Origin of the sequence: Pseudomonas sp. B21-053 (assembly GCF_026016365.1) — a bacterium.
GTDB lineage: Bacteria > Pseudomonadota > Gammaproteobacteria > Pseudomonadales > Pseudomonadaceae > Aquipseudomonas > Aquipseudomonas nunensis.
Map to the genome: position 1 here is coordinate 2,704,094 of NZ_CP087205.1, position 20,539 is coordinate 2,724,632.

A 20,539-nucleotide genomic window follows, 5' to 3' on the forward strand; every position below is an offset into this window, starting at 1 on the left:
GCTTAGGACAATTGACCCGCGTACTGCTCGAGCAAGCTCCAGGCTTCCGGGCCGTACTTGTCTTTCCATTGGGTGTAGAAGCCTTTCGATTGCAGGTCGGCGCGGAACAATGCGCGGTCGACTTTGTTGAAGGTGATGCCGTGGGCGGTCAGGGACGGCTCCAGGCTGGTGTTGAGGTCGATGACTTGTTGACGCTGAACGAGTGCGGCAGCGTTGATCTGCCGGGAGACAATTTCCTGAATATCGGCGGGCAGTTTGGGGAAGGTCTTGCCCGAAGCGACGATCCAGAAACCGCCCCAGATGTGGTCGGTCATGGAGCAGTATTTCTGCACTTCATAGAAGCGCGCGGACTCGACCACCACCAACGGGTTTTCCTGGCCGTCGACGACTTTGGTCTGCAGCGCCGAGTAGGTTTCGTTGATGCTGATGCCGGTCGGGGAAGCGCCGAGGGCGCTGAACATGGAGGTCCACAACGGGCTGACCAGCACGCGCAACTTGAAACCGGCAAGGTCTTGCGGGGTGTTGATCGGCCGGGTCGAACTGGTGATCTGGCGGAAGCCGTTGTTCCAGACTTTTTCCATCGGGATCAGGCCGACTTTCTCGGTCTTGGCGCGCACGTACTCGCCGAGCTTGCCGTCCAGCGCAGCCCAGACACTCTCGTAGTCCTTGAACGCGAACGGCATGCTTTCGATCGACATGGCCGGCACCAGCGTCGAGAGAATCGCACCTGGCAACGGAATGAAATCGATAGCCCCGGCGCGCACCTGGGACAGCATGTCGGTGTCACCGCCCATGGCGCCGTTGGCATACACCTGCAAGTCCACGGCACCGTTGGTTTCAGCCTTGATTGCTTCGGACGCGGCTTTCATCTGTTTGTTCAACGGATGGGTGTCGGGCAGGCTGCTGGTGTAGCGCAACACAATCGGTTTGGTCGCGGCGAAGACGCTGGACGGCAGCAGGTTGGCGGCAAACGCGCCACCGACGGTGACGCCGGCAGATACCAGGAATGATCGGCGGCTGACAGTCTCGGTCAAGATACGGCTCATGATGTTCACCTTATTGTTTTTGTAGTTGTTCAAAAAACTGCGGATCAAATGTGCAAACCCGGTTCCCTGTGGGAGCGGGCTTGCTCGCGAAGGCGTCGTGTCAGTCAGCACTTATGTCAACTGACCCACCGCATTCGCGAGCAAGCCCGCTCCCACAGGGGGGAGCTGCGTTATGCCAATGCCACCACGGCTTTGCTTTTAATCAGCTCGTCGATTTCATCGTCCGCATACCCGCTTTCCTTCAGCACTTCGCGGGTGTGTTCGCCCAGCAGTGGCGCGTGACGGCTGGCTGGCGCAGCGCCGTTGTCCATGTCGGAGAAGTGAATCGGCAGGCCCATGCCGCGCACCCGGCCTTCGGTGGGGTGTTCGGTTTCGACGACCATGCCGCGAGCGATGGTTTGTGGGTGCGCCAGCGCGGCGGCGATGTCCAGGACCGGCCCGGCAGGCAGGCCGAGGCTGTCGAACAACACCATCCATTCATCCGTGGTGCGCGCGACCAGCACTTCGTTGAGGATTTCCACCAGGGCCAGGCGATGCTCCATGCGCAGCGCATTGCTGGCGAAACGCGGGTCAGCCTTGAGTTGCGGCACGGCCAGGGCTTCGACCAGGCGTTCGTAGTTGGCCTGGTTGGCGGCGCCGATGTTGATCCAGCCATCGGCGGTGCGGAACACCTGGTACGGCGCGCTGGTGGAGTTGGCCGAACCCATTTTCGGCAGGATGGTGCCGTCGGCGAAGTAGGCCGCTGCTGGCCAGTACATCTGTTGCAGGCCGGCCTCGAACAGCGAGGTGTCAACCATTTGCCCGAGGCCGGTTTTCTGCTTGGCGGCGTAGGCGGCGCAGATGCCGAGGGCGGCGAGAATCCCGGAGTTGATGTCGGCCACCGGCGAGCCGGCCTTGACCGGTTCACGCCCGGCTTCACCGGTCATGCTCATCATGCCGCTCATGCCTTGGGCGATCAGGTCGAAGCCACCTTTTTCACCGAACGGCCCGCTGCGTCCGTAACCGGAAATCGCGCAGTAGATCAGGCCGGGATTGATGACTTTCAGCGCTTCGTAGCCCAGGCCGAATTTCTCCATGGTGCCGGCCCGGTAGTTTTCCGTGACCACATCGGCGTCCAGCAACAGCCGGCGCAACACATCGCGGCCGCCCTCGGTTTTCAGGTTTAGGCCGATGCCGCGTTTGTTGCGGTTGACCACCATGAACGAGGCGGACTCACCGCTTTGCATGATCGGCGAGAAGCGGCGCGAATCATCACCGTCCGGGACTTTCTCGACCTTCACCACGTCGGCGCCCATGTCGGCCAGCATCATTCCGCACACCGGCCCGGACATGATGTGAGCCAGTTCTACTACGCGCATGCCTGTCAGCGGTCCCATGTCATTTGCCCTCGAATTGTGGTTTGGCTTTCGCGATAAACGCGTTCAGGCCGATCTGAAAGTCGTTGGTGTCGTAGCAGGAATAGCTCGCGTCGATCTGCTCGGCGGTGGGTGCCACGCCTGCTTCCAGTTGGCGCGCAGCCTGGCGATGCCAGCGGGCGACCAGGGGCGCGCCTTGGGTGATGCGTTTGGCGGTGGCGAGGGTTTCGGATTCGACCTCGGCATCCGGCACGACCCGGGTCACGAGGTTTTTCACGTAGGCGTCGTTGGCGTCGAGAATGCGACCCTCGAGCAGAATCTCCAGGGTGGTCGAGCGACCGGCCAATGCCACCAGACCGGCCATTTCGTCATAGGACATGACCAGCCCCAACTTGCCGACCGGTGCGCCGAAACGGCTGGACGTGCCGCAGATGCGCAGGTCGCACAACGCGGCGATTTCCAGGCCGCCGCCGACGCACACGCCGTGGATCATCGCGATCACCGGGTGCGGACACTCGACCACGGCGCGCATCGCCGCCGAGGTGATCTCGGCGTAGTGACGGGCCTGGGCCTGGTTGGCGCGCACGCTGGGGAATTCGCTAACGTCGGCGCCGGCGGCAAACGCCTGTTCACCAGCGCCGCGCAATATCACGCAGCGCACGGAGGTGTCAGCGGACAGTTCGGTCATGACATCACCCAGGTCCTGCCACATGGACAGGGTCAGGGCGTTCATTTTCCCTGGGTGGCTGAGGGTGACGATGGCAATGGACGCTTGCCGTTCGATAAGGACGGTGGGCTTCATGATTGTTCCGCTGGCGTCGAGGCTCGTGGGGTGAGTTCGACGACGCGGTTGCCTCCTGATTTATTGTTGTTGGATAGCGGCTGCTTACAGCGATTGTTCGAGCATCGACAGGTAGTCCGCGGACGACGCTTCGCGCGGGTTGGTTTTGTGGCTGTGATCGTGCAACGCGCCTTCGACGATGCCGGCGAACAGGCTCTCGTCGACCCCGATCTCATGCAGGCGGGTCGGCAGGCCGAGGCGGCGGGTCATGTCCTCGATGGCGGCGCCGATATCGGCGTCGGCCTTGAGGCCCATGGCGTGGCGCAGGCGTTCGAGCTTGCGTTCGTCACGCACGGTCGGGGCGTTGGCATTGAAGTCGACGACGGCGGGCAGAAAGATCGCGTTCAAGGTGCCGTGGTGCAGCTTCGGATTGATCCCGCCCAAAGCGTGGGACAGGCTGTGCACGCAGCCCAGGCCTTTCTGGAATGCGAGGGCGCCTTGCATCGACGCGCTCATCATATTCATCCGCGCTTCGCGGTCGCCGGGCTCGGTGGTGGCGCGTTCGATGTGTTCCCAGGCGCGCCACAGGCCATCGAGGGCAATGCCATCGGCGGCGGGATTGAAGGCCGGCGCCATAAACGTTTCGATGCAATGCGCAATCGCGTCCATGCCGGTGGCGGCGGTCAGCATCGCTGGCAAACCGAGTGTCAGCTCGGGGTCGCAGATCGCCACGCGGGGCACGACATACGGTGAGATAACGCCCACTTTTCGACCATCGTCGAGAATCAGGATGGCGCCCCGGCCGACTTCACTGCCGGTGCCGGCGGTGGTCGGAATCGCGATCAGCGGCGCGGTAGCCGAGGTGATGCGATCCAGTCCGCCTTCGATCACCGCAAAGCTTTGCAGCGGGCCGTCGTGGGTCGCGCAGACTGCCACACCCTTGGCCAGATCAATCGACGAACCACCACCGACTGCGATGATGCCGTTGCACTCGCCGAGGCGATATTGCGCGACCGCTTCGCGTACGGCGTGTTCGTTGGGGTTGGGTGGCGTGGCGTCGAAAATCGCTGGAGCGCTGCCACCGAGGGCGGCGATGACTTTGTCGACGATGCCGGCATTGCGCACGCCAATGTCAGTGACGATCAGTGGCCGGGTGATGCCGGCGCGCTCGGCTTCGGCGGCCAGATGCGCCAGGCTGTCGTAGCCGAACTGGATTTTGGTGACGTAATTGATGAGGGACATGATTCACCACAAGTTATACAGGATTGTTATTGTTGCAATCGGCCTGCGGCAGGAGGGCTATCGCTCTCTGGTCAAACCCATTGCATTGCCTGGTTGTGGGGTGGACTATAGGGCCGTCGTGGCGAGCCCCGATACTGACAACTTTCGATACCTCTATAACTTTTAGTTAACCCTGATGACGCCCTCACTGAACTCGATCATGTCCCGCCTGCACATCAAACAGCTTCGTTTGCTGATTGCGCTGGATGAGCACGGCTCCTTGCTGGGCGCGGCCAAACAGGTCGCGCTGACCCAGCCCGGCGCGAGCAAAGCGCTGCAGGAAATTGAAACCACCTTCGGCACCTCGCTGTTCACCCGAACTAACCGCGGGCTTGAACCGAACGACGCCGGGCGCTCGGTAATTCGCTACGCGCGGTTGATCCAGACCGACCTCGCGCACCTGCGCGAAGAGATCATCGGCATCATGAGCGGCGAGGGTGGGCGCGTGTCGGTCGGCACCATCATGGGCGCCGTGCCGCTGCTGACCACCGCGATCAGCCGGGTGATTGCGGACAACCCGAAACTGTCCATCGAGATCGTCGAAGACACCAGCGCCGCGTTGCTCAGCCAACTCGACGCCGGTCGCCTGGACCTCGCGATCTGCCGCACTACGATCAGCACCACCCCCTACTTATATGAGAGCTCGACCTTCGTCGAAGAAACCCTGGCAGTGATCGCCAGCACCCAACATCCATTCGCCTACGCCCGGCAACTCTCGCTCAAGGACTTGGTGGATTACCGCTGGGTGGTCTATCGCGCCAACATGCCCATGCGCTTGCTGCTGGAGCGCGAATTCCACGAAGCCGACTTGCGCTTCCCGGTGCACCTGCTGGAAACCACCTCGGCTTTTGCCACCTTGTCGCTGCTTCAGGAAAACCCGACCCTCGTCGCGCTGGTGTCCACCGACGTGGCGAAGTTTTGCTCCGGCTACGGCTTTACCACCACGCTGCCGCTGCCCATTACGTCGCGCAGCGAACCCTATGAACTGGTCTCGCGCAAAAACGTGCCCGACTCGCCAGCCGCCCGGCTGTTACGCGAGGCGCTGTTGAACCCGAATTGAGGCTGTCGGAATACTGACTGGCTTTGGAATCGCGCATTCGTGCAATTGCGGAAAATCTGATTTGCGTTTGGCGCAATGTAGAAATGAGTGTCAGGCAGCATTGATGTTGAACGGGATGGCCTCTTCGCGAGCAAGCCCGCTCCCACAGTGAATCTCTGGTGGACGCAAAACTTGTGATCAACCTCAATTCCCTGTGGGAGCGGGCTTGCTCGCGAAAGCGGTGGATCAGTTGATGCAGATGCTGCCTGACACACCGCCTTCGCGAGCAGGCTCGCTCCCACCCTGGATCTCTGGTGGACGAAAAATCTGTGATCCACCTCAATTCCCTGTGGGAGCGAGCCTGCTCGCGAATGCGGTGGATCAGTTAATGCAGATGTTGATTGACACACCGCCTTCGCGAGCAGGCTCGCTCCCACAGGGTTTGTGTTCCGGTGCTTCAATCGCGATCTGTTACCGACAGGGTTTGTAGGCCCGCTGCCCGGGCCTGAGTCACTAGTTCTTCGGTGTCTTCGCCGCCGGGCAGGGCGATGACCACGTCAGGGCGGCTGTCGCGCAGCATGAAGTGGTTGCGCAGGCGTTCGGCGAGTTTGCCGTGGCGTTGCCAGTTGGGTGGGTAGCGCACGATGTCGGCGCCGTGTTCGCGGGCCCATTCCTCGATGTCGGCGCCCAGGTATTGATTGCCGCCATGGATCAGCACCTGCACCGGGTGCAGGCGCTGGAAGGCGTCGAGCACCCGGCGGCACTGGCGGGTGTCGGTGTAATGGCGGCCGGCACAGATCAGGACGCGCATGGCGAGGTTTCCTTGGCCTGATCATCCCCCAGCGACTCACCGGCCCGTTCCAGCAACGGGTAGGCGAGGGCGGCGATGTGGTGATGTACCCGACGGTAGTCACGCAGCACGCGCTGGAAGATGTCGCCGGATTCGGCCCAGGTGCTTTTGTCCTCCTGCAGTTTGCGAAAGTGCGCGCGGCTGGCTTCGGCTTCCAGCCTTCTCACGGTTTCCTTGCGCTGGACCAGTTGATGCGCGGTGCCGATGTCTTCGCGCAGGAACACGGTGATCGCCAGGCTCAGGCTTTCCAGCAACGCTTCGTGCAACGGCGCGATGTTGCGCAGCTCGAACACCGAGAAGTGCTCGCCGCGACGCAAACGACGCATGGCCAGTTGCGTCAGGCTGCTGGAAAGAATGTCCGCCGCATGTTCCAGATTGATCACAAACGTGAGGACTTCCTGGGCACGATCAGCATCGCTGTCGCTGATGCCTTCCTGGCCGATGTCCGCCAGATACGCACGAATCGCTGCACTCAGAACGTCGAGGGATAGATCGATGCGCCGCACCTCATCGGCACATACCGGCGCCGAGGTGTGGAACAGTTGCAGCGTGCGCTCAAGCATGGCCGAGAGCATGTCGGCGATGCGCAGCGCTTCGCGGGCGGCATTCGACAGGCCGATGTTGGCCACTTCCAGACCCGCCTCGTCGAGGTAGCGCGGCATGCCTGGATCGACATCCCGTGGCGGCTCCGGCAACAGACGAGTCAGCAATTTGGCCATCGGCTGAGTGAAACCGATAAACACCAGCGCCAACAGCAGGTTGAAACCGGTGTGCAGGTAAACCACCAGCGCCGCCGGATCGAGATTCATTGAAGCCAGCCACCCAGCCAACGGCAGCACCACCGCCGCGCCAAGCGTGCGCACCAGCAGATTGCCGAGGGGCAGGCGCCGGCCAACGTTGGATCCGGCATTGATCACCGACGGCAACGCGCCGCCAATATTCACCCCGAGCACCAACGCGACAAGGGTGGTCGCCGAGAGCATTCCGGTCGCGGCCAGCGACACGATCAACAGCACCACCGCCACGCTGGAATGGCACAGCCAGGTGAGGATCAGCGCCACCAGCAACGCGATCAACAGATCGCCGTCGAGGCTTTGCATGATCAGCTGGAACACCGGCGTGCCTTCCACCTCCGCCAGGGTCGAGCCGAGCAGGTGCAGGGCCATCAACATCAGCCCCAGGCCGATCAGCGCACAGCCGACGCTCTCGAAACGCGAGTCATCCCTCGACCGGAAAACGATCAGGCCGGTCAGCAGCACCAGCGGGGTCAGGATCGAGATGTCAGCGCTGAGCAGTTGCACCACCAGGGTCGAACCGATGTTGGCGCCGAGCATCACCGCCAGCGCCGGGGCCAGGCCCAAGGTGCCGGCAGCCGTGAACGAGGTGGCCATCAGGCTGACGGCGGTGCTGCTTTGCAGGATGCCGGTGATGCCGATGCCCGCGAGCAAGGCCAGCCAGCGGTTGTTCAGGTGCTGGCCCATCCACTGGCGCAGCGGCGTGCCGAAGCCGCGCAACAGCGCCGAAGAAATCATGTGCGTGCCCCACAGCAACAGTGCAATGGCGCCGGCGAGGTTGATCAGTAGAGTCGTTCCCGACATGAGAACTCTCCTTTATTTCGTGTGCATTGATTGACGGCCCAAGGGCCATTTGGCTGTATCTGATGAGCACTTGACCCTGTAGGAGCTGCCGAAGGCTGCGATCTTTTGATCTTGATGTGTGGCGAGGTTGACATTGCCAAAGATCAAAAGATCGCAGCCTTCGGCAGCTCCTACAGGCGCCGGGTTGCCAGGCCAGGCCCCGTAGGGGATGGTGTTCAGGCGATCAGAACCACTGCTTGAACCGGCGGATGTAGATCGTTTTCATGGTCTGCGCCACCACGCAGTAGCTCAGCAGCGTGCCCACCAGCCAAGGGAAGTATTCCCATGGCAACGGCACCAGCCCGACCAACGTCCCCAGCGGTGAGAACGGGATGTAGATGCCCAGGCAGATCACCGTGCCGGTCGCCAGGATCACCGGCAACGCCGCGGTGCTCTGGAAGAACGGGATCTTCTGGGTGCGCAACATGTGCACCACCAGCGTCTGCGACAGCAGCCCTTCGATGAACCAGCCGGACTGGAACAGGCTCTGCATTTCCACGCTGTTGGCGGCGAACACGTACCACATCAGCGCAAACGTGGTGATGTCGAAGATCGACGAGGTCGGCCCGATCCACAGCATGAAACGGCCGATGTTCTTCGCATCCCACTTGCGCGGTTTGCGCAGGAACTCCTTGTCCATTTTGTCCCACGGCAACGCCAGCTGAGAGATGTCGTACATCAGGTTTTGCAGCAGCAAGTGGATCGACAGCATCGGCAAGAACGGGATGAACGCACTGGCCACCAGCACTGAGAACACGTTGCCGAAGTTGGAACTGGCGGTCATGTTCAGGTACTTCATGATATTGCCGAAGGTTTCGCGGCCCTTGAGCACGCCTTCTTCGAGCACCATCAAGCTCTTTTCCAGGAGGATGATGTCCGCCGATTCCTTGGCGATGTCAGTGCCACTGTCCACCGAAATACCGACGTCGGCATCGCGCAGCGCCGGCGCATCGTTGATGCCGTCGCCGAGGAATCCCACGGTGTGACCGTTGGCTTGCAAGGCCTTCAATACTCGGGATTTCTGCAGCGGCGTCAACTTGGCAAACACCGTGCGTTCTTCTACCCGCAGCTTGAGGGTGGTGTCGTCCATGTGCTCGATGTCCTGGCCGAGCAGCGGGGTGCCCGGATCGAGTCCGACCTCGCGGCAGATCTTGCAAGTGACCACGGCGTTGTCGCCGGTCAGCACCTTGACCGTCACGCCCATGTCCCGCAACGCGGCAATCGCCGGGCCAGCGGTTTCCTTCGGTGGATCGAGGAAGGTCAGGAAGCCGCGGATCACCAGGTCTCGTTCATCGGCGGTGTGGTACTGGTTTTTGCTCTGGGCTTTGGGGATTTCGCGAGTCGCCACCAACAGCACCCGGAAACCGTCCTCGTTGTACTCGTTGGCCAACGCCAGCAGGTCTTTACGCCGCTGTGCATCGAGCGCGATCACCTGGCCGTTTTCGTTGATGTGGCTGGCGATCGACAGCATTTCCTCGACCGCACCTTTGCACACCATCAGGTGATCGTCGCGGCTGTCCTTGACGATGATCGACAGGCGTCGCCGCACAAAATCGAACGGCAATTCATCGACCTTGCTGTAGGCGAAAGGCACGCGGAATGCTGGGTTAGCATTGGCAAATTGCACCACCGCCTGATCCATCAGGTTTTTCAAACCGCTTTGGTGATGACTGTTGAGCCACGCCAGTTCGAGGATCGAATCATCGCGCCGACCGTGGCTGTCGACGTGGTGCTCAAGGATGATTTTGTCCTGGGTCAGGGTGCCGGTCTTGTCGGTGCACAGCACGTCCATCGAACCGAAGTTCTGGATCGCGTTGAGGCGCTTGACCACCACTTTGCGCTTGGCCATCGCCAACGCGCCTTTGGCCAGGTTGGCGCTGACAATCATCGGCAGCATTTCCGGGGTCAAACCGACGGCCACCGCCAGGGCGAACAGGAAGGCATCGCCCCAGTCACCCTTGGAGAAGCCGTTGAGCAGGAACACGATCGGCACCATCACCAGCATGAAGCGGATCAGCAACCAGCTGACGCTGTTCACCCCACGGTCGAACGCGGTTTGCACCCGTGAGCCGACAATGGCTTTGGCCAGGGAGCCGAAGTAAGTCCGCGCCCCGGTGGCGACCACCACGGCTTTCGCGGTGCCGCTGACCACGTTGGTGCCCATGAAGCAGATGTTCGGCAGGTCCAGCAGGTTCGATTGATCAGGCGCCGCGCTGGTGGCGGACTTCTGCGCGACGTTGCCGAGGGTGTCGTACTTCTCGATCGGCAATGCTTCGCCGGTCAGCACCGCCTGGCTGATAAACAGGTCGCGGGATTCGATCAGGCGAATGTCCGCCGGGATCATGTCGCCAGCGCTCAGCTGCACGATATCGCCAGCCACCAGATCACGCATCGGCACTTCGCGCAGCCGTGGTGTGCCGTCGTTGTGCTCGCGGCGCAGTACGGTGGCGGTGGTGCGCACCATCGCCTTCAAGGCTTCGGCGGATTTGGCCGAGCGATATTCCTGCCAGAACCGCAGCAGGCTGCTGAGGCTGACCATGGTCATGATAATGATGACTTTGGTCAGGTCGGCGTCATCCGCTTCACCGCTGCTGATCGGCAACCAGTAATCAGTGAAAAAACTGATACCGGCCAGGGTCAGCAACACATAGATGAAGGGATTGTTCAGGGCTTTGAGCAGTTGGATCAGGGCGTGAGGCGGCTTGTCGTGGGCCACTTCGTTGTGACCGTTGCGCGCCAGGCGGCCCTGGGCTTCGAGCTCGGTCAGGCCGTCGGTGCTGGCATTGAGGTTGGTCAGCGTCACGGCGAGACCGTTCTGCGCTTCCCGGGCGGCGCGCATCGACAGTTTGGCGTTGTCGTTGCTGGCGCCGCGAGTGGCTTTTTTTGCGGTGTTTACAAGGGTCATTGCTGTGCTCCTGCCGCAGGCTTGCGGCACGACACACAGGCACCTCAGCTAATGAAAGACGAGCGCACGTATGTCGAGCCGCCAATAAGCGATCGATTCTGATAGTTGCGTTTCAGGGTTTAACGTTCGCTGTCCAGTAACTGAATAGTTGTGGGCAGCGAACCGTCTACTGGCTTCGTCCATAACTAACTCACTATTTAACAGACAATAAGAAGTTGCCGAATTCCTATTTAAGGAAAACGCCAGGGAAGGACTTTTAAAGTGCCTTCAGTTCAGTTGAAAGTGCGCGCCCCGAGGAACAGGCCGAGCATCAGGCTCGCCTGCTGGAACAGGCGCGCGATGCGCCGACTCGGTGGTTCCGAGCTGTCGTCGACGCTCCAGCGTTGCTGAAGCTGACCGGTCATCGGGCAGACGCGCCAGTTGGCACGCAGGTGCGCCTTGGCAGGGGAGGATTGGCTGGAAAACGGCGCGCGGGCCACGGCCGTGGCGAGACGCTCACGGCAGGACTTGACCCGCATGGTCGAGGCAAAGGCGCGTACGCCGGGCATTACAGTGGATTTGAAGTTCATAACATACCTCTGGACCGGACTGACGCCGGCGAGGCAAGTTACGGTGGAGCATCAAGCTCTAGCGCAGCTCACCCGACCGCAAAGTCGAGTCCCGTCATGTTCTGGGTTGTGTGCCAGATCCTGCGAATTCGCAGTTACCCGACAGCGACTAGATACTGTGTCCATTGGATTCTTTTGTGAGTTGAAAAAAGGCCTGTGAAACCGGCCCGCGCAATTTACTCAGGCGGGTGGGGCAAGTCAACCTTCAATAGCTGATTAAAGTGCAATTGAATGGAAAAACTTCGGATCCGATTATTGAAGTTGGAAGTTGTTCAGGTAAATGACAGTTACTTGTCATGTTTATGACCCCCCGTAGGAGCTGCCGAAGGCTGCGATCTTTTGATCTTGATCTTCGGCGCTGTTTAAATGCGAAGATCAAAAGATCGCAGCCTTCGGCAGCTCCTACGCCGATCGTGGGAAACCGTGAATCAACGGGAAAACCGATTCCGATAATCCCGTGGCGAAACACCGAGGTTGCGTTGAAAGGTAAAACGCATGCGTTCTTCATCGCCAAACCCGCATTGCCGGGCGATCTGGTCGATGTTGCGTTCAGAGTCTTCCAACAACCGTCGCGCCGCTTCCAGCCGCAGAACTTCCACGGCTTTGGCCGGGGTGCGACGGGTCTTGAGTTTGTAGACCCGGGCAAAGTTGCGCGGGCTCATCTGCACCTGTTCGGCCAACACCTCGACCGTAAGGTTTTCGCGACTCAGGTTCTGCGCGATCCACAGGTGCAAGTCGTCGAATACCGCGCCGTCCCGGGTTTGCGCCTGGAGCATCTCGCTGTACTGCGCCTGGCCGCCGGGACGCTTGAGAAACACCACCAGTTCGCGTGCCACTTGCAGCGCCACTTCGCGGCCGCAATCGGCTTCAACCAGGGCCAGCGCCAGGTCGATCCCGGCGCTGACTCCCGCCGAGGTCCATACGTTGCCTTGCTGGACGAAGATCGCATCGCTGTCGACTTCAATCGACGGAAAGCCTTCCTTGAGCATGTCGCACATTGCCCAATGGGTCGCCGCGCGTCGGCCTTCGAGCAGCCCGGCCTGGGCCAGCAGAAACGTGCCGCTGCACACCGACGCGGTACGTTTGGCTTTGGCCGAAGCCGCCGCCAACCAAGTGACCAGCTCTAGGGAATCATGCATCGCCTGGCGAATATTCGGCGCGCCGGGAACGATCAGGGTGTCGATGGCCAGCTCGGCGAAATCGCTCAACGGCAACGTCTCGACCACCAGCCCTTCGGCGGTCTGGATCAGGCCTCCGGTCAGGCTCGCGGTGTGGCGCTCGTACCCCGACAAACCGCGTTCGGCCATGGCTTTGGACGCAGCCCAGAACACGGTTTGCGCGCCGGTCAGGTCCAGCAGGCCCATGTCGGGGTAGGCGACGAACACGATTGAGCGTGGCTGGGCAATTTCATTCATGGGCAGCTTCCACAACGCCGGGTAAAAACGGCAGGATTTCAGGGTTTTATGTCATTTCGGGGGCCAGCGTCCAGCCCTACCATCGATTCCCGCATGACCAGACAGCCGCTCGCTGTCTGCCTCAATAACGAGAACGAAGGTAGCCATCATGTCCCGCAAAATATTGATCGTCGGTGCCGGTTTCGCCGGTGTCTGGAGCGCCTTGGGCGCGGCACGCGTGCTGGACCTCAACGACAAGACTGACGATGTGGAAATTACCCTGATTTCCCCCAAGCCGGAAATCGTCATTCGTCCGCGCCTGCACGAACACGCCCCCCACGAGATGAGTTCGCCGCTGCTGCCATTGCTGGAAGCGGCGGGGGTCAAGTTCATCGAAGCGGAAGTCGAGCGCATCGACACCTCCAGCGATCGAGTGGTGCATGCGCTGACCACCGACGGTCGGCGTATCAGCGTGCCCTATGATCGGCTGGTGCTGACCAGCGGCAGCAAACTCAATCGCCCGCCGGTGCCGGGCCTGCTGGAAAACGCTTTCGCCGTGGACCAGTTGTCCGATGCGGTAAAGCTGGATCTTCATTTGACGGAGTTGGGCGATCTGCCGGATTCGCCGGCACGCAACACCATCGTGGTCGTCGGCGGTGGTTTCACGGGCCTGGAAGTCGCCACTGAGTTGCCGGAACGCCTGCGCAACCTGCATGGCGCCGATGCGCGGTTCAAGATCATCGTGATCGAACGCAACGAAGAAATCGGCCCGGACCTGGGCCCGAAACCACGGCCGATGATCACCGAAGCACTGGCGTCGATGGGCATTGAGTTCCAACTCGGCAGCGGGGTGGTGGCGATTGATGAAAACGGTGTGCTGACTGCTGCCGGCAAACGCATCGAAGCCAAGACCGTGATCTGGACCGGCGGCATGATCGCCAGTGGCCTCACTGCGCAAGTCTCGTCCCGACTGGATCGCCAGGGCCGCGTTGAAGTCACCGGCGACTTGCGTGTGGTCGGCACCGATCACGTATTCGCGGCGGGCGATGTGGCCATGGCCCTGACCGATGACGAAGGTCATTACTCGTTGATGTCCTGCCAGCACGCGATCTTCATGGGCCGCTTTGCCGGACATAACGTCGCCGCCGATCTGGTGGGCGTGCCGACTCTCGAATACCGCCAGCCGTTCTACGCCACCTGCCTGGACCTGGGCGAGTGGGGCGCGGTGTACACCGAAGGCTGGGACCGCCAGGTGCTGCTGACCCACGACGAAGGCAAGGCACGCAAACGCATGATCAACACCCAGTGGATCTACCCGCCGGCGGCTAATCGTGCGGCGGCGCTGGAGGCGGGTAATCCGGAAATGGTTTACGGCTGACGTAACGCCATTTCGATTTCACACCGATCACTGTGGGAGCGGGCTTGCTCGCGAAGGGGGTGTGTCAGACACGTTGATGTCGACTGGCACTCCGCTTTCGCGAGCAAGCCCGCTCCCACATTTGTTCAAGTGTTGTTCGCAAGATTTGTAGCTGACACAGTTCCCTGTAGGAGCGAAGCTTGCTCGCGAAGGCGGTGTGTCAGACACGTTGATGTCGGCTGACACGACGCTTTCGCGGGCAAGCCTCGCTCCTACGGGAATCGTGCCTTTCCAGAACAAATGTATTGCCCATACCTGTCTGTTTCCGCACAGGCGGGCTGCGTACCTTGGGGTCACTGCAACCCCATAAGGACGCCCCCAATGCTCAATCGTTTGATACTGCCTTTTACCTTGCTCTTCACCTTCAGCGCCGCGCAAGCCGCGGATGCCGAAAAGTGGTACCCCTCGAAATACGGCGCCAATGATGAAATCGGCGCGCTCAATCTGCTCAACGCCGACTCGGTGCTCAACGCCGCCAAACTGATCAAGACCGGCAAGACCTACCCGCTGGCCGTGCCCATCGACAAGACCCTCCCGGCCTTCCGTCATCGCAGTTTCAACCTGACCAACGTCCAGCCGGGCGAGGCGGGTGGCACGACCATGGGCCCGAACAAATTCACCTTCAACGATGAACTGGTGGTGGGCTGGACCGGCGTTGGCACCCAGCTCAACGGCATCGGCCATATCGGCATCGACTACGTCTACTACAACGGCAACCGCGCGGCGGATTTCGTCACTGTCGAAGGCGTGAAGAAACTCGGCATCGAGAAGGTCCCGCCGATCGTCACCCGTGGCGTGGTGCTGGACATGACCGTCGTGTACGGCACGCCGATCGTGCCGGAGAAAACCGAATTTACCGTCGCCGACATCCAGAAAGCCCTCGACCTGCAAGGCATCACCATCCAGAAAGGCGATGTGGTGTTGTTCAATACCGGTTGGCTGGAGCTGCTGGGCAAGGACAACAAGAAGTTCCTCGCGGTGGAACCGGGCATCGGCATGGCGGCGGCCAAATGGCTGGTGGACAAGCAGATCGTCGCCTTCGGCGGTGACACCTGGGCGTCGGAAATCTACCCGGCCAAAGACGGCCAGGAATTCCCGGTCAACCAGTACATGCTGGCCAAGAACGGCATCTACAACCTGGAACTGATCGACAGCCGCGCGCTGGTCAAAGACAAGGCCTGGGAGTTCATGTTTGTCCTCGGCCAGCCGCTGTACAAGGGCTCGACCCAAGTCAACATCAACCCGGTAGCGATCCACTGATACCCACCACCCGTAGCACCTGACGAAGCCGGAGTTCGGCCCTTGTAGCAGCTGGCGAAGCCTGCGTTCGGCTGCGCAGCAGTCGTCAAATCAGTCAACGCGGTGCTTCAGCTGGACCGCGTTCTCAGGTTTCACGACTGCTTCGCAGCCGAACGCAGGCTTCGCCAGCTGCTACAAGGGCTGTTTTTTGCCTGAGTTTTTTTTCCTGGAATGGAGAACACACGGACATGGTTCCTACCCTTGTCAGCATCGCTTCACGCCTGCGGCTCAAACAACTGCGCCTGCTGATCGCCCTGGATGATCGGGGCTCCCTGCACAAGGCCGCCGAGCAGATTTCGATCTCCCAGTCCGGCGCCACCAAAGCCCTGCATGAAGTCGAATCACTGATTGGCATGCCGCTGTTCGAACGCCAGCCCAAAGGCCTGGTGGCCAATGAAATGGGACGCTGCATGATTCGCTACGCCCGGCTGATCCATAGCGACGTCGAGCACTTGCACGAGGAAATGCTCAGCATCCTGCAAGGTCAGGGCGGGCGTTTGTCGGTGGGGGTGATCATGGGCGCAGTGCCGTTGCTGACCCGGGCCTTGACCGCATTGCGCCTCAAGCAGCCTGAGTTGTCGGTGGAACTGGTGGAAAACACCAGCGCCACGTTGCTCGGGTTGCTGGATCAGGGGCGGCTGGATCTGGCGATTTGTCGCACCAGCGTTGGTCAGCGAACCGAGGCTTATGACTGCATCGAGCTCAGCGAGGAACCCTTGGCAGTGGTCGCCAGCAAAGACCATCCCCTGGCCGCTGCTGAGTCGTTGCAACTCTCGCAGTTGAGCGATTACCGCTGGGTCGTCTACCCCAAGGACATGCCGATGCGTCAGGCCCTGGAACGTGAACTCAACGAAGCGGGGCTGGAGATCCCGCGTTATCCGCTGGAAACTTCGTCCATCCTCGCCACCATTCTGTTGGTGCAACAGGACTCGACGCTGCTGGCGGTGATTCCCGTGGAAGTCGCCGAGTACTGCGAGCAATACGATTTGCTGGTGAAGCTTCCAGTGTCGATACGTGCGCTGAACGAACCTTTCGGCGTGATCACCAGGGCCGGCGCCGATCTGTCTCCGGCGGCGACCCTGTTGATCAACGAACTGCAGAGCGACCTGACTACTTGATCACGATCGGATTCACCGGCGCCCCGGTGCCGCCGACAATCTTCAGCGGCGCGGCGGTGTAGAGGAACTTCCACTGGCCATCGGCGGCGCAATCGCTGGCCAGTTCATCGAGCAGCGCCACTTCGGTGAAGGTCACGCCGAGGTTACGCATCAAGGCGTTGTGCAACGGGATCAGTACGCCGGTGCTGGGGTCGACCGCCACTTCGTTGGCCATGGTGTCGGTGACCAGGTTGGGGATCTCCATCTGGTGAAACCATTCCACCAATTCACGGCTGAAGGTCAGGCCCGGTTCGGCGAAGTCCTTGTAGAACTCTTCCGGCTCGCGGTCATAGAACGAGCCGATCCAACCGGTGCGGATGATCAGGATGTCGCGTTTCTCGATCTCGATGCCCTGGGCTTTCGCCGCCGCCAGCAAGTCCAGATGGGTAAAGGTTTCTCCCTTGTCCAGTACCGCTTTGCCGCGATGGCGGGCCATGTCGATCAACACCGCGCGCCCGACAATTCCGCGCTCGGCAATCGGCAGGATGCTGGCCTTGTCCATGCTGCCGATGGTGCTCATGGCGTCGTAGCCGTTCCACAATTTGTTGTCGTGCCACACATGGCCCAGGGCGTCGTACTGGGTCGAGCCTTGCAGGTGCATGAAAATCACATCGTCGGCGTATTCGACGTGGCCATCGAAGTGGGTTTTGCCGGCCAGGAAATGCCCCTTGTCCAGCACATTGACCCGCATCGACGGGCGTCGGCCGGGCCACAGCGGTTCGCCTTTGGGATGGCCGATTTGCACCTGCAGGGTGAAGGTCTTGCCTTGGCGCACCGAAGCGATGCCGCGCAAGATCTCGGCGCTTTGCAGGTAATTCAGGGCACCGACTTCATCATCCGGGCCCCACTTGCCCCAGTTGGTGGGCAGGCCTTCGAGGAGTTTTTTGATGTCGGGAGAACGGTCGGCGGCGGTGTTATTGGTGTTGTGGTCGCACATGAGGTTGTCCTTGGATTTGAACGCCATACCGCCCCTGTAGGAGCTGCCGAAGGCTGCGATCTCTTGACTTTGATTCTAAAAAACAAGATCAAAAGATCGCAGCCTTCGGCAGCTCCTACAGGGGGGGCGGTGGCGTTTCGGGGTTATTTGATCGGTGAGAAATCCGCCGCGATCAGCAGTTTCGATTCCATTTTTTCCAGCATCGGAAACGCAATCGGCACAAACCCTTCCAGCCAATCCGCGTCCTGATACAGCGCAGCGCGCTTCTTGATTCGCTCATCCAGGCTCTCGTAGGCCCAGATATGGATCACCTGGTTCAACTCGCCAATTTCCGTGTACCACCAGCCCACCAACTTGGCGTAGCGGGAGATCACCGGCAGGCCGTTTTCCTCGAAGTGCTTGAGGTAGGTCTGCATTTTTCCGATCTGGATCGTGTAGGTGCGCATTTCGTAAAACATGGGGTTGGTCTCTTCAGGAATGAGTGCCGTGGTAGGCGTTGTTGATGATCCGTTCGATGTCAGCGGCGGTGGTCAGGCGCGGGTTGACCAGCACGTTGCCGCTGCGCATGGAGTCGCTAACCATTTGCGGCATGTAGTCGAGGTCCACGCCCAGGTCCTTGATGTTGGCGGGGATGCCGATGGCCTGGTTCAGCGCCATCACGTGCTCGACAACTTTGCGGCCAGCGCGGGCCGGGCTCAGGCCGTCGACGTCTTCGCCCATGGCGATGGCGATCTCGCGGAACAGCTCCGGGCAGGCCGCCAGGTTGTATTCGATGACGTAGGGCAGCAGCGTCGCGTTGGCGATGCCATGGGGAATGTTGAACACACCGCCGAAGGTGTGGGAGATCGCATGCACGTTGCCGAGTTTCGACTGGGCAAACGCGACGCCGGCGAGGAACGAACCGAGCAGCATCTGTTCCCGCGCGTGCAGGTCGGAGCCGGTGAAGAATGCCTTGGGCAGGTGCGTGCAAATCATCTTGATCGCTTGCAGGGCCAGGGCCTGGCTCACCGGGTTGGCCTGCTTCGACACATAGGATTCGATGGCGTGGGTCAGGGCGTCCATGCCGGTGGCGGCGGTGATCGACGGCGGCAATTTGAGGGTCAGTTCGGCGTCGAGAATCGCCAGTTTCGGAAACAACGCCGGGCTGATGATCACGGTCTTGAACAGGGTCTTGGTGTTGGTGAACACCGTGGAGGCGGTGCATTCGCTACCGGTGCCGGAGGTGGTCGGGATGGCGAAAATCGGCAGAGGTGGGTGCAGCAGTTTGTCGTAGCCTTCGTAGTCGAGGATGTTGCCGGGGTTGGTGGCCATGGCCGCCACGCCCTTGGCGGTGTCGATGCTGCTGCCGCCACCGACGCCGATCACTGCGTCGCACTCGTGGCTTTTCAGGAAGGCCACGGCGCGTTCCAGCACGTCGGTGGTGGGATTCGGTTCGACGCCGGCGAACACTTCGTAGCTGATTTCGCTTTCAGCCAACGAGGCGAAAAAGCTCTCCATCACCCCGGACGCGATCAGCCCCTGATCGGTGACCACCAGCAGCTTTTTTCGAACATGCGGTTTGAGCAATGCACCGGCCTGACGCACCAGGCCGTTGCCGCTCTTCAAGGTCGTGGGGAAATAAAACTGGAACGGGTTCATGGGTGTCTCCGGTTTCTTATTGGTCGGGAGACAGTAATAAGCGGGGCGGGCGGCTGATAATGAAAAGGTCTGATCCGGTGATCACCCTTTGTCATCCCCTGAAGTGTCGGGCAGCAGTGGTAACGTTAGGTTTTTCAACTGTCAGGAGCATCGTCATGGACTTGGGAATTTCGGGCCGCTGGGCCATCGTTTGCGCCGCCAGCAAAGGCTTGGGCCTGGCCTGTGCGCGGGCCTTGGCGAAGGAGGGCGTCAACCTGGTGATCAATGCGCGCGGCGAAGAAACCTTGCAGTCCGCCGCCATAGAATTGCGCAGCCTTGGCGTCGAGGTGCGCACCGTGGCCGGGGACATCAGCGAACCGGCAGTGCGCGAGCAGGTGCTGGCGGCGTGTCCGCAGGTGGACATTCTGGTCAACAACGCCGGCGGACCGCCACCGGGGGACTTCCGCGACTGGCAGCGCGAAGACTGGCTGAAGGCGTTGGACGCCAACATGCTCACGCCCATCGAGCTGATCAAGGCGTGCGTCGATGGCATGGCCGAACGTGGGTTCGGGCGCATCGTCAACATCACCTCCGGCGCGGTGAAAGCGCCGATTGATGTGCTCGGTTTGTCCAACGGCGCCCGCAGTGGCCTCACCGGTTTTATCGCCGGGCTCGCGCGTCAGTCGAAGCTGGCCGGGAACAACGTGACGATCAACAACCTGCTGCCGGGACCGTTCGAAACCGAGCGCTTGCACAAGACCCTCAGCGCCGCCGCCGACGCCAATGGCACCAGCGTCGAGAGCATTAGCGAACAACGGCGCAAACACGTGCCGGCCCAACGCTTTGGCCAGCCCGATGAGTTTGGCGCCTATTGCGCGTTCATTTGCAGCGCCCATTCCGGTTTCCTCACCGGGCAAAACCTGCTGCTGGACGGCGGCAGCTACCCCGGCACGTTCTGATCTTTGCGGGGGGATGACGTTTGGTAATCCCCCAATCAGATCCCATCATTATTCACCCGTCGGGCGCGTGATTAGAGTGGGTGCCGCCAGCCGAATGCCTGCCGGTAATGAAGATCCCTTGTGGGAGCGGGCTTGCTCGCGAAGGCGGTGGTTCAGTCAATATCGATATCGCCTGACACTCCGCTTTCGCGAGCAAGCCCGCTCCCACAGGGTTTTGCGTCGTGACTGATGGGCATTCGGCCGCTTGCATCCACAAC

At 60.9% G+C, this 20,539-nt stretch carries 17 protein-coding genes; 5 read left to right on the top strand and 12 right to left on the bottom strand.

Going from position 1 to position 20,539, the window contains the following annotated elements:
* Positions 1-2 precede the first annotated feature (2 nt).
* From LOY68_RS12535 to LOY68_RS12550, 4 genes are all read right to left on the bottom strand, one after another.
* Positions 3-1,046, bottom strand: a complete 1,044-nt coding sequence (locus tag LOY68_RS12535) for a TRAP transporter substrate-binding protein (RefSeq protein ID WP_163909617.1) — start codon at positions 1,044-1,046, stop codon at positions 3-5.
* A gap of 170 nt (positions 1,047-1,216) precedes the next feature.
* A complete protein-coding gene (locus LOY68_RS12540; RefSeq protein WP_265044888.1) occupies positions 1,217-2,422 on the bottom strand; it encodes a CaiB/BaiF CoA transferase family protein in 1,206 nt (401 codons plus the stop codon).
* Position 2,423: 1 nt separating this feature from the next.
* Positions 2,424-3,203, bottom strand: a complete 780-nt coding sequence (locus LOY68_RS12545; protein ID WP_163909619.1) for an enoyl-CoA hydratase-related protein — start codon at positions 3,201-3,203, stop codon at positions 2,424-2,426.
* A gap of 84 nt (positions 3,204-3,287) precedes the next feature.
* On the bottom strand, positions 3,288-4,424 hold the full coding sequence (locus tag LOY68_RS12550; protein WP_265044889.1) for an iron-containing alcohol dehydrogenase: 1,137 nt from the start codon (positions 4,422-4,424) through the stop codon (positions 3,288-3,290).
* Positions 4,425-4,599: 175 nt separating this feature from the next.
* Here LOY68_RS12550 and LOY68_RS12555 point away from each other — a divergent pair, with 175 nt between their 5' ends.
* Positions 4,600-5,523 (top strand): LysR family transcriptional regulator, encoded by a 924-nt coding sequence (locus LOY68_RS12555; protein WP_054052714.1) that lies wholly within the window; start codon positions 4,600-4,602, stop codon positions 5,521-5,523.
* Positions 5,524-5,959: 436 nt separating this feature from the next.
* Here LOY68_RS12555 and LOY68_RS12560 read toward each other — a convergent pair whose 3' ends face one another.
* The 5 genes from LOY68_RS12560 to LOY68_RS12580 all read right to left on the bottom strand — a co-directional run bounded on the left by LOY68_RS12560 (position 5,960) and on the right by LOY68_RS12580 (position 12,917).
* Positions 5,960-6,313, bottom strand: coding sequence for an SLOG family protein (locus LOY68_RS12560; protein ID WP_265044890.1), 354 nt, complete (start codon positions 6,311-6,313; stop codon positions 5,960-5,962).
* Complete coding sequence (locus LOY68_RS12565) at positions 6,301-7,950, bottom strand: Na/Pi cotransporter family protein (protein ID WP_265044891.1); 1,650 nt, start codon at positions 7,948-7,950, stop codon at positions 6,301-6,303. The genes LOY68_RS12560 and LOY68_RS12565 overlap by 13 nt, the downstream gene beginning before the upstream one ends.
* Before the next feature lie 223 nt (positions 7,951-8,173).
* Positions 8,174-10,894 carry a magnesium-translocating P-type ATPase gene (gene mgtA / locus LOY68_RS12570; protein ID WP_265044892.1) on the bottom strand — a complete coding sequence of 907 codons (2,721 nt, stop codon included), beginning with the start codon at positions 10,892-10,894 and terminating at the stop codon, positions 8,174-8,176.
* 272 nt (positions 10,895-11,166) lie between these two features.
* Positions 11,167-11,463, bottom strand: a complete 297-nt coding sequence (locus LOY68_RS12575; RefSeq protein WP_265044893.1) for a hypothetical protein — start codon at positions 11,461-11,463, stop codon at positions 11,167-11,169.
* 467 nt (positions 11,464-11,930) lie between these two features.
* Positions 11,931-12,917 carry a GlxA family transcriptional regulator gene (locus tag LOY68_RS12580; RefSeq protein WP_265044894.1) on the bottom strand — a complete coding sequence of 329 codons (987 nt, stop codon included), beginning with the start codon at positions 12,915-12,917 and terminating at the stop codon, positions 11,931-11,933.
* Between the two features lie 148 nt (positions 12,918-13,065).
* Here LOY68_RS12580 and LOY68_RS12585 point away from each other — a divergent pair, with 148 nt between their 5' ends.
* The 3 genes from LOY68_RS12585 (at position 13,066) to LOY68_RS12595 (ending at position 16,730) form a co-directional block, all read left to right on the top strand.
* Positions 13,066-14,274, top strand: a complete 1,209-nt coding sequence (locus LOY68_RS12585) for an NAD(P)/FAD-dependent oxidoreductase (protein WP_265044895.1) — start codon at positions 13,066-13,068, stop codon at positions 14,272-14,274.
* 360 nt (positions 14,275-14,634) lie between these two features.
* Positions 14,635-15,573: a cyclase family protein gene (locus LOY68_RS12590; RefSeq protein ID WP_265044896.1), complete on the top strand. Its 939-nt coding sequence runs from the start codon at positions 14,635-14,637 to the stop codon at positions 15,571-15,573.
* 227 nt (positions 15,574-15,800) lie between these two features.
* Positions 15,801-16,730, top strand: coding sequence for a LysR family transcriptional regulator (locus tag LOY68_RS12595; RefSeq protein WP_265044897.1), 930 nt, complete (start codon positions 15,801-15,803; stop codon positions 16,728-16,730).
* Here LOY68_RS12595 and LOY68_RS12600 read toward each other — a convergent pair.
* From LOY68_RS12600 to LOY68_RS12610, 3 genes are all read right to left on the bottom strand, one after another.
* Positions 16,723-17,706 (bottom strand): cyclase family protein, encoded by a 984-nt coding sequence (locus LOY68_RS12600; protein WP_265045775.1) that lies wholly within the window; start codon positions 17,704-17,706, stop codon positions 16,723-16,725. The two genes, LOY68_RS12595 and LOY68_RS12600, sit on opposite strands and share 8 nt — an antisense overlap.
* Before the next feature lie 143 nt (positions 17,707-17,849).
* Entirely contained in the window at positions 17,850-18,164 is a 315-nt protein-coding gene (locus LOY68_RS12605; protein ID WP_054615203.1) for an NIPSNAP family protein, read from the bottom strand.
* Between the two features lie 13 nt (positions 18,165-18,177).
* Positions 18,178-19,344 (bottom strand): iron-containing alcohol dehydrogenase, encoded by a 1,167-nt coding sequence (locus tag LOY68_RS12610; RefSeq protein WP_163909630.1) that lies wholly within the window; start codon positions 19,342-19,344, stop codon positions 18,178-18,180.
* A gap of 155 nt (positions 19,345-19,499) precedes the next feature.
* Between LOY68_RS12610 and LOY68_RS12615 the strand changes: the two genes are divergently transcribed.
* Positions 19,500-20,282, top strand: coding sequence for an SDR family oxidoreductase (locus LOY68_RS12615; RefSeq protein ID WP_265044898.1), 783 nt, complete (start codon positions 19,500-19,502; stop codon positions 20,280-20,282).
* Positions 20,283-20,539: the final 257 nt, after the last annotated feature.